The following is an 8,212-nucleotide window of genomic DNA, read 5'->3' as shown; positions in this document are numbered from 1 at the left end:
TTAGAGTTACAACTTCAGATATTAACCATGCTTTGAGAGTTTTTGAGACGATTAATGATAGAGGCGTTGGATTAAATGCGATGGATTTGTTGAAAAATCTAATCTTTAAAAAAGCTAGTTCCGACGATTATGAAAAGCTTAATAAAAATTGGAAGCAAATAATAGACATTTTGGAAAGAGTTAAGGAAAAACCATTTAACTTTCTTCGTCATTTTATATTTGCTCAATATGATGCTAAACGAGATGAAGTACAAAGCAAAGAATATGAATGGATTTTAGAGAATGATAAAATCTGTCAATATTCAGATAATCCAATGTCTTTCATAAAAAATGTCACAGATAATGCGAAAGCTTATTCTTTCTTTTTGCAAGGTAAAAATTTAGATCAAACATTTAATAAATATTTAGATAATATTAGAAACTTAACTTCAACTTCTCGGCAACATATAAGTGTGTTACTTGCAGCTAAAAATCTAGAAAAACAATTGTTCTTGAAACTATGTCGTGAACTTGAAAATTTTCTTTTTCTCATAATAATCACAAAACAGAAGACTAATGAATATGAGCGTACCTTTATTTCATGGTCAGTCAAGCTACGCTCAGTAAAAACCCAGGAAGAATTAGATAAATTCTTAGAGGAAGAGATTTATGTTATCAAACAAAAATTAAAGGATAAATTTATAGAAGCATTTGAAAATTTTGAGGAATCTGACACTCAAAAATATAAATTAAAATACATACTAGCTAAGTTAACTCAATATATTGAGGAAAAAGCTCTTGGAGAAGAAAAACCTCAATCAGACCTGAATATTTTTTTAAAGTCTTCTATAGAAATAGAACATATATTACCTCAAAAGCCTAGTGAAGAAGTGGTTAAAAATTTTGATAAGCCTAATGAAATCAAAAAATATAGTTCAAAGTTAGGTAATCTTACTCTTTTAGAGAAATCTATTAACGCATCTATTCAGAATAATTCTTATTCTTCTAAAATTGAACCTTACAAACACTCAAAGCTATATCTAACAAAATCTATCGTTGAATCTATACGAGTGGGAAAGAATAGCCAGATAGTTGACATCCTCCCGACGCTGCTCTACGAGACAGCGCGGGATTCCTTAACATCACTGTTAGGGGCTTTCTGTTTCTTAGCACCTGCCTTTCCTACGGAATGCTCCGCAAACGGAGATTTACTCTCAGATGGTCTTACAGTCGCTCCACAGACTGACACTGCGAGTCCCACAGCCAAAATGTTAATTGCAGCGTTTATGTCCCTGTCATGGTGACTACCACATTCTGGACAATCCCACTCTCTAATATTTAAAGGTAATTTTTCCACTACATGGCCACAATTAGAACAACGTTTAGAACTCGGAAAATATCTATCAATCTTGATTAATTCCCGTCCATACCATTCAGCTTTGTATTCTAATTGCCTGACTAATTCTCCCCAGTTAGCATCACTTATTGCTTTTGCTAACTTGTGATTCTTGACCATATTTTTCACAGCTAAATCCTCAATCACTATCGTTTGGTTTTCTCTGATTAGTTGAGTAGTTAGCTTATGGGTGTAATCAAGTCTTGAATCTTTAATTTTTGCGTGTATCCTGGCTAATTTCAGCCTAGCCTTTTGATAGTTATTAGAACCCTTGGTTTTTCTAGATAGAGACTTCCCCGCCAATCTCAGCTTTTTGTGTAATTTGTTTATATTCTTTGGGTTAGCAATTTTTTCTCCATCACTGGTAGTAACTAAACTGGTAATTCCTAAGTCAATACCTATTTGTTTGAGTACTGGTTTAAGTTTTAAATCTCTGGTATCATTGACTCTCAAAGACACAGACCATCTACCAGAGGGGTCAAGTTTCACTGTTATTGTTGTTGGCACACAGTTTTGCGGTAGTTGTCTACTCCATCTAATAGGTAACGGTTCAGAGCATTTAGCTAAATAGACTTGACCATCTTTCCACTTAAATGCCGACTTCGTAAACTCAGCACTGCCACCATTACGCTTTTTCTTAAAGCTGGGATATTTAGTCCGTCCACTAAAAAAGTTAGTAAAAGCTGTTTGTAGATGTCTCAAACCTTGCTGCAATGGTACACTGCTTACTCTGTCAAGAAAATCTAAATCTTCCTGCTTTTTCCAGTTGGTAAGCATAGCTGAAGTTTTTTTGTAGCTGACTCGCTGTTGTTGTTCTAGCCATGCTTGAGTTCTTGCAGCTAAAGCTTTGTTATAGATGAGGCGTACACATCCCAAAGTTCTCCTCAACAGATTTTCCTGTTCCGGAGTAGGGTAAAACCTAAATTTGTACGCCTTTTCAACCATCTATAATTATTTGCTAATTAACTTTTTACGTTCTAAGACATTGTTTATGAAATATCAACATTGATTGCGATTCCCATCCCTCCGCTCCCTTGGAGGAGAGCGCGGGTCTTCTCGCAACATCTTGATAAAGCTGTTAAAAATTTAAAACCATTTGAGCAGTGGACTTCTAACTCAATCCAAGAAAGACAAAAAGTTTTGACAAATCTTGCTCTAGAAGTATGGAATATGAACATTTCCGAATAAGTGCAATCATCTAATACAAAATAAAAAAAAGATTTTTAGAGTATTAATCTCTAAATTCTCACCATGTAGATAAAACCACTGTAGCAATATTTTGAGAAATTTTAACCATAAGCCATTTTCATGTAGACTGATCCAATATGCTCAAAGATATTCAATAAAATAGAAATTAGAAATAAATACTATAACGATCTAGTTATGACTACGGAAGTTCGTACAACAGAAGCAGCATTTTTACTCAATATATCTACGGGTAGACTGCGGATACTACTCCAACAAAACAGAGTTTTAGGAGCTTATAAGGTAGAAAGATTTTGGATGATTCCCCTCAACAACCGAGGAGTACCGGAAATTATACCTGGTTGTCGCGGTCCTCAAGGAACCTGGAACAAAGCTGAACGTACAGGAAATACCTTTGTTCATGTTCTCCGAAAGACTATTGACTATAACCGAGACAATAAAACTTCTCATCCAGCAGTTGCTGTGAAAGTAGGAAATAAAAAGGATTATTGTCACGCTCTCAAAATTAATGGACCTTGCCAAATTGTTTATCAGCCCCATCAACCGAACAACAGTCAAGCAGGTGGAGCTCGTCTGTGGATTGAGGTTGAACCACAACATATTGTAGAGCGAATTTATTTTTCAAGAGGAGATTACGGTCCGCCTCCGGAAGTTACCGAACAGAGGCAAAAGTTTAAAAAAAAGAGGAAAGAAAAAACTCAAAAGTCTTCTCAGAAAAAGTGTTCGAGAAAATCAAAGAAAAAATCTTAGCCTACTTTCTTTAGGCAGCTCGAAAATATCTAGAATAGCTTTGAATTATTGGAGTTATGAAAAGACTCCCCAGATTTGTGCTGGATATTTAAGCTCAAATTTTCTTATCCTAGTAACAAAGGATAGCAAAATATATCGAGCTGTTAAAAAATTGAAACTGTTTAATATAGTAGACTTCTAACTCAATTGAAGAAAGACAAAAAATTCTGAAAAATCTTACTTTAGAAGTGCGGAATACGATCATTGCAAGAAGAATTGTCGGAAAATTTTTTGCAAAGTTATTAGGGAATGGAAAGCTGGAATAAGTTGAGAAGATTTTCCTGACAGAGACAAGAAATTTCTTATTGTGTCTAAACTAATCATACTTTCTCATCTTTGGAAAGAATTAAGTTGAGAATATTCAATTCATTGGAAGTTAAAAGATAGCGATCGCTATAAATTTTTTCTAGCATTTCTCCTAAGCTATAACTGCGAAAAACAATAAATGGAAACTTCCGATATTTCCGACCAATGGGTAAAGTATTGTAGGAAGGATAAAGATAGTGAACGTATTGAGATAAAAGGGTTCTAAATTCTGTTTCTTCTTCTTCTTCAGGTTCAGTTTTAAAATATTCACTCATCAATTCTAGACTCATAAATACAAATAATGGTAGAGCATAATATTGGTCTAAGTTTTGACTATTTTGTTCAAACCATTGGGTTCTATTAATATCTCCCTTGAGCAATTCAACAAATTCTAATACGCTACCTTCCATTGCAGATATGAGATTAGGTGGATAATCTTTATTTCTGCTAATTTTTTTCATTTTTTCTACTAATTCATCATTAGCAAACTGTCTAATTTGTGATTCTAATTTTATCAAATAAGTTTCTTCTAATCTATGTTCATAAATAGGAACTACTAATAAATTGCCTGTGAGATGACCTGTTTCGATATTTCCAAAATCTAGTAATCTATCAAGTTGGTGACAATAGTGGGAAAATTTTTGCTTAAAAGATTCCATTAGTGAAAGATAAGAACGATATTGGGAATCTGATTTTTTAGATTTATTTTCATCTTCAAGTAAAACAAAATCTGCACTACTAAAAATTTTTGTCAAACTTGTATAAACATCTTTAAGAGTTTGTTTTTGAGGATGACGACGATGTTCATTTTTTAATTCTCTGATTAGATTAGTTATTTGACTACTAAATGTATTTCCAGCAGCAGAAATAGATTTTCCACCAATAGGAATCATCATAAATTGTTTCATTCCTAAACTACCTGCACCAGTTATTCGTGTCATTATTGACAATTTGAGAATTAATAAAATATTCCAGATATTTAACAAACTTTCTGCTAAGGATAATTTTTGTTCTTCAGTATATTCTTGCGGAGATATATTTTCTTCTTGAGGGTAATAAATGGCGCGATCGCTCAAATAAAAGGTTATTTGTTTTGGTTGATTATCTAAAGTTTTTGCTGTGTTATTTTCCCAATATTCTCCCCGCGCTCTATAGATAACTTGTATGATTTCCATTAAATTTCTTTCTATTTGAAATTTAGGAATTTCTACTAACATTATTTTAGCTTTAGGAAAGGATAAACCTCGACTTGCTGAAGATGTCATAAATACAACTTTGACATCTTGTTTACATCCTTCAATTTTGCTCTTTTTTTCATCGGATAAATTAGCGTGTATTTCTAGATAGTCTGTATATTGTTCAAATTTTCGAGACTTACTAATTTTTTCTATTAATTTTTGTAGTTTTTGTTTGTCTTGAATATAAACTAAGATTTGACTAGATTTGGGATTATCTAAATAGGAATTTATATCAGATAAAATATTGGCTTGAACTGTTTTGATTAACTCTTTATTGTCATCTTTAAATTTGGCCTCATTAAATTGATAACATTGGAGGAAAATTTTATAAGTAATATCTAAATTACTAGCAGGATAAGAATTAGCATTAATAGCAATTGCTGGTTGTTTATTAAAGTCAAAATTCTCTACTTGTAGGGGCGAATTGGTATTTGCTCCTACAGACCGAAAATAAATTTTATCTGGTTCTGGGGAAGTCTGAGATAAGTGTTGTTTAATAACCTCTTTTTCGACAATAGAAGCATCAGCAATAATGACTTTTGTATTAAATCTAAATTCAGGGTTAGTCAAATCGTAATCTTTCAAAAAATCCTTAATTCCATGCAAAAAATTTACCCCACTATCGTCTCCAGTTAGCTCATCTATCATGATGAATATATGCTTTATTCTCTGAGAAATTTCTTGCATTTTTTCAGGCATTACACCTGTATTTCGGTTATAAGCATCTTTGAATATTTTCCGGAGATGGTTTAGAGTATCTCCACCATTTGATGTTTTTCTTAAAGATTGAATTGAGACTGTAGCAACAATATTATTAGAAATATTTTGATTAATAGTTGTATATATTCCCTGGCAGATACTATCGAGAACTCCTGCACTTTTTTCCCCAATGTCTTTAATATTATCTTGAGTTTCTCTGTAAAACCGAGACTTTCTACGGGCAGTTTTTTGGGGATGTTTGGGAACTAAACCCTTATGAATAAAATTGACAGTATTTTTAATGAAATTATCTTGACGGAAATTGGAATGATAACTAACTGTAGGTTTGCCATTATTTTCTTTAATCAGAATGGAATTTGTAGTGAGACCAAATATTTTATTGCTGCATAAAGACTCGCCAGTTTTAGACTTAAACTTATTGATTAAATCGACATTAACTTGAGTGCGGGGACTAACATAAAATAATAGAAATCCATCTTTAATATGAGATTTGAGAAAATTGGCGATCGCTGTAGTTTTTCCTATACCTGGATTACCTGTTAAAAATACATAAGTTTTATCACTTTTCAGAGCTTTTGTAATTAATTCAGCATGAGCATTTCTTAAAGTTAACTTGGGAGGAACATCCATTTCTTTTGCTAAATCATCTGGGATAATACCCACGGAATTAAAGAAACCATCAATTTTTTCTTGATGAACTACTGGAGTAATTTTATCCTCCTTCCCATAAAGATTTTCTACAGATAATTCTTGGGCAAATTTTCTCCCATTTTGAAAACTCTTTTTGGCATTAATTTTAATTGTTTGCAAAACTTCCTGACGAGCCATTTTTATATCTTGCTCCTTCGGTTCATTTTGATAAATATCTGCACAAGTCTCAAGAATATTGATATTTTTTGGTTGTAAACAGAGAGAACTAATGTTGCGGTCGCTATATCCTACTACATTAAAAAGTAATGACTTAGAGTTATCTAATATATCGGTCTCTTTCTGGAGAAAATTATAGAAACTATAAGCATAGGCACCAGCTTGAATTAACTTCGTAGTTTCTTTATCCTTACGTTTAAAAGCTGTAAAATATCGTTTTAAATCTGGGGAAAACTCTAAACCAAAATCTTGAGCATCTCCCGTATCTATTCGCAGTTTAGAAAAAACACTTTTAGAGCGTATATGTTTAATATCTCTCATCAACATTCGGCGCAATACTTCTATATTATCCAGTGGTTTTAAATCTTCCATTGATTTGATGGAAAATATCGACAAGTCTACACAAATAATTCTAATTTCTCTCCGGTAACGTAGCAGAATTAAAGTATCTGCTTGTAAAAATTCTCCTTTTTTGTGGTACTTGGTAACGTAATTGTTTAGTTGACTATCTAAAACATCAGCAGATAAAAATTGAGATAACAATTTGCTATTTGCTTGTTGTCTATCCTTGGGGTTATAACCAAAAGCATTATCTCCATCAAAGCTACATTGATAGTATAAAATTTCCGGTTTTCTCAGGTGGAGTTTCCAACCAGTTGACTTGATATATTCACGGAAAAAATTTAATCCACCAATAAACCCTTTCTGAATAAAATATTGACTCCATATTTCCAGATTATTAATACTTCCTTGGCTAAATATTTCCTCTGCATCTGCGATTTTTCTAACCAGAGTTGGTAATCTGAGTTTTTCTAAATCTTGACGATATAGATCGCCAAAGTAATTTGGATATTTCTGGTGTTGAATATCGGCAAGTACGCCAATATTAAATCCTACTTCAAATAAACGTCCTAAATATTCAGTAAGTGGCATAATTTTCTCCTTTTGATTAATAGTAGTTTTAGCTTCATCAAGTTTTTCATTTCACATTATCTCAGCTAAGGGTAATTTTTTTATGATTCTTAAATATAGATATGCTCCGAATTTTCCACTTTCTGAGTTTTGCGGAAAATTGGGTTAATTTTACTTGAATTTAGGAGTCTGCTTTGGAAAGATATCTCAGGGAAGGAGAATTTTTTCCTAACTCATATATATGGATATACTCCGAGTTTTCCAGTTTCTTAGTTTTGCCAAAATTGGGGAATTTTTCCTCAGAATTTCCAAGTCTGGTTGGGAGAGATATCTCAGGGAAGGAGAATTTTTTCCTAACTCATATATATAGATATATTCAGAATTTTTCACTTTCGGAATTTTGCCAAAATTTGAGATATTTTCCCTGAGAATGTAGGAGTCTACCTGAGAGATATTTCTCGGTAAAGGCAGATTTTTTTGGATTCTTAAGTATAGATAGTCTCAAAATTTTCCACTTTCTGACTTTTGCCGAAAATTCAGAGATTTTGCCTGAGAATATCAGAGTTTAGTTGAGAGAGATATTTCAGGTAAAGGCAGATTTTTTCGGATTCTTAGATATAGATATCCTCAAAATTTTCCACTTTCTAACTTTTGCCGAAAATTCAGAGATTTTGCCTGAGAATATCAGAGTTTAGTTGAGAGAGATATTTCAGGTAAAGGCAGATTTTTTCGGATTCTTAGATATAGATATCCTCAAAATTTTTCACTTTCTGAGTTTTACCGAAAATTGAGAGATTTT

At 32.6% G+C, this 8,212-nt stretch carries 3 protein-coding genes and 1 pseudogene; 2 read left to right on the top strand and 2 right to left on the bottom strand.

All coding sequences use genetic code 11. The features are described 5' to 3' along the window. Positions 1-80 precede the first annotated feature (80 nt). Positions 81-977: pseudogene (locus AC3DU7_RS10565) on the top strand (HNH endonuclease family protein); the annotation flags it as partial. Between the two features lie 116 nt (positions 978-1,093). Here the strand turns inward: AC3DU7_RS10565 and AC3DU7_RS10560 are convergent. Beyond that, the gene (locus AC3DU7_RS10560; RefSeq protein WP_488039308.1) at positions 1,094-2,320 is read right to left on the bottom strand and encodes an RNA-guided endonuclease InsQ/TnpB family protein; all 1,227 of its coding nucleotides are present in this window, start codon (positions 2,318-2,320) and stop codon (positions 1,094-1,096) included. Between the two features lie 438 nt (positions 2,321-2,758). Between AC3DU7_RS10560 and AC3DU7_RS10555 the strand changes: the two genes are divergently transcribed. Further along, a complete protein-coding gene (locus AC3DU7_RS10555; RefSeq protein WP_488039307.1) occupies positions 2,759-3,331 on the top strand; it encodes a hypothetical protein in 573 nt (190 codons plus the stop codon). 359 nt (positions 3,332-3,690) lie between these two features. On the opposite strand, the gene AC3DU7_RS10550 is transcribed toward AC3DU7_RS10555, so the two are convergent. Then, complete coding sequence (locus AC3DU7_RS10550) at positions 3,691-7,434, bottom strand: helicase-related protein (RefSeq protein WP_488039306.1); 3,744 nt, start codon at positions 7,432-7,434, stop codon at positions 3,691-3,693. Positions 7,435-8,212: the final 778 nt, after the last annotated feature.

Source organism: Okeania sp. (assembly GCF_983059655.1).
Note: the sequence above shows the minus strand (reverse complement) of the source record. Positions and strands in the feature narration are given on the sequence as shown.